This is a genomic window from Phormidium sp. CCY1219, assembly GCF_035615515.1.
Taxonomy (GTDB): Bacteria; Cyanobacteriota; Cyanobacteriia; order Cyanobacteriales; family Laspinemataceae; genus CCY1219.
The window spans coordinates 1-2,499 of the sequence record NZ_JAJENT010000924.1 but is presented as its reverse complement, the minus strand read 5'-3'; the positions used below and the strand labels follow the sequence as shown (position 1 = coordinate 2,499).

Annotated in this window: 2 protein-coding genes; both read right to left on the bottom strand. The window is 52.6% G+C overall.

Annotated elements, in window-relative coordinates:
- Positions 1–180 precede the first annotated feature (180 nt).
- Positions 181–1,437: an ATP phosphoribosyltransferase regulatory subunit gene (locus LKK83_RS30340; protein WP_324635202.1), complete on the bottom strand. Its 1,257-nt coding sequence runs from the start codon at positions 1,435–1,437 to the stop codon at positions 181–183.
- The gene (locus LKK83_RS30335) at positions 1,437–2,399 is read right to left on the bottom strand and encodes a J domain-containing protein (RefSeq protein WP_324635201.1); all 963 of its coding nucleotides are present in this window, start codon (positions 2,397–2,399) and stop codon (positions 1,437–1,439) included. The genes LKK83_RS30340 and LKK83_RS30335 overlap by 1 nt, the downstream gene beginning before the upstream one ends.
- Positions 2,400–2,499: the final 100 nt, after the last annotated feature.

The window sequence follows — 2,499 nt, the reverse complement described above, 5'->3', positions numbered from 1 at the left end:
CAGTTAAGCAAGCTATGCATTGCATATACGTCCTGCCTGCACCTATAGCTTCATTCTACCCCATGTCAAGTAAAAAAACAACTCCCTCCCCGATTCGGCGGGCCAAAATTAGGAATTAGCCCGCTGGCGGGGGGGTTTGTGGAGCGCCACCATATATCCGGTGGCAGATTGTGGGGAGGGTTAAAGCACCGATTCGGTTTCGGTGAGACCATGCCCATCCACCCAGGCAATGCGAGCGATCGCCCGAGAACGGGCATAGTCGCGCACCGCCTCAGTAGTGGGGCGCGGTTGTAAATCCACCTCAACCCGGCCAGAATCGTGGCTTTCGCGGAGTGTTTGGGCGTAGGAAAAAGCCGCCGAGAACGCTTGGGGCGTCCGAGGCACTACCAGAGTATCAGTGGGCGGGGTAGCGCGAGGCAGTTGACCTGTAGGCAAGAGGACTTGGTGCAAATCCTCGATATTGAGGGCGAAACCAATGCCGGGAATATCTTCTTCCTGGGGATGATAAAGACTGAGCAAGCGATCGTAACGGCCCCCTTGGCCCAAAACGAGCTGACCCGAGTCCGTTTCGCAGACCACCTCAAACACAATGCCGGTATAGTAATCCCAGGGTTGAATCAGGCTCAAATCCAGAATCAGCGGTTGCACCTCAGCGGTGGAGGGGGAAGTTTCCTGGGAAGGCGAGGGAAAGTAGTCGGCGAGTAAATCCACCAGGGACTTGAGATTTTCCAGAGTTGCTCTTTCCGACTCATCCAGGTCGAGGGTCGCAACCCGTTGCAACACATCAGCGGGACGACCGCGCAGATCGAAGAGAAACAAAGCCCGATCGCGCTGTGCGGGACTCAGGGGAAGCGCTTCGATCGTGAGGCGATTGAGATGAGCGATCGCGTGGCGCACCTTGTCTTGCAACGCGGGGGGAAAGCTTCGCAACAGCGATCGGGTCAATCCCGCCTCGCCTAAAATCACCCGGGATTTCTGCAATCCCAAACTTTGCAAGCACTGACGCAGCAGCAGGACAATTTCTGCATCGGCGAGCAATCCGCCCGCGCCCAGGAGTTCTACCCCAGCTTGATAAAATTCCTGCTGGGAACCGTGATAGCCTTCCCGATGGCGGCGGAAGACATTGGCGTTGTAATACAGACGTTGCGGATAACTGCTGCCGGCCATGCGCGTTACTGCGCTACGGGCGATCGAGGCAGTCACTTCCGGACGCAGGGCCAGGGGCATATCCTCCTCAGTTTCTTGAAGCTGGATAGCCGTAGAGGCATCGATCGCCCCCCCCGCCATTAGGGTATCCAAACGCTCCACCGTAGAGGGAATAATGCGATGATACCCCCATTGCTCGAAAACCGGGCGCAGGCGCTCTTCGATCCAACGTTTTTGCGCTACATCGAGGGGAAGTAAATCTCGTGCCCCTGATGGTGGTTGATGAATCATTATTTTTTCTTCTTCTTGCCTTTATCCTTATTGCCAAACAAACTACCGAAGAAAGCCGCGATCGCAGATTGATTCTCTTTTTTCTTCCCTGAGTTTTGTGCTGCTTTTTGCAGTCCTTTTTTCGCCTCTAAAGCAGACTCTTCCTGGGGATTCAATTTCAACGCTTGGTTGATATGAATAGAAGCCAGGGTGAGTTGATTTTGCTTCACATACACTTTCCCTAACAAGCCGTGAGCGCGACTATTTTTCGGTTCGATTTTGAGACCTTCTTTTAATTCCACCACAGCTTTGGCAAAATCTCCACCCTCCATAAAATCTTGTGCTCTGCGGCAATAGGCGTCAATCTTAGACGGACCTGCGGTAGCAGTAGCTGCCTTTGCTTGCGCCGATTCCCCTTCGGGTGGGGGAGTTTTTTGCGCCGGTTTTGACTGGGTTGCTGCTTTAGCGGATTTCTTCGCTGCCGGCTTGCCCACCTTTTCCCCTTTACTTTGTTTGCGCTGTAGGTAGACCAAATTCAGTTCGCTGATTTCACCGATAACCTTTACGGTGTCTTGCAGGGATTCAAACTGGGTTTGGCTCAATTGCGAAACTGCATTTTTGTAGTCCTTTTCCAAATCCTGGGACTTTAATAACTGCTGCGCCGCCTCAGTGGTGAGGTTGACTTTATCCTTTTGTTGAACCACGCGCTTCGCCATCATGCCCAGCAGCACCGCATGTTCGGCGCGGGCGCGTTCGTTGGTGAGCTTGCTGTAGGCGGGATTGGCCAGTTTTGACAAAATTTGAGTGGCCAATTTTTTATCGGCGGGGGTTTCTACGTTAGCGCTGTCTGGATGCAGTTTTCGCGCAATTTGCATGTAGCGTTTGCGGATTTGACTGAATTCGGCATCCAAAGGCACCCCCAAAATGGCATGGTGGTCTTCAAAGTCGAATTGAAATAAGCCTAGCGAAATTTTTATAGACATAATTTCTTGCCCATCCCCTGACACTGTTAAACTAAGCAATTCCGTCACCAGAACTACTCGTCTTCAAAACCGGACTTGAGACTTTCACCTCATCCGGGGA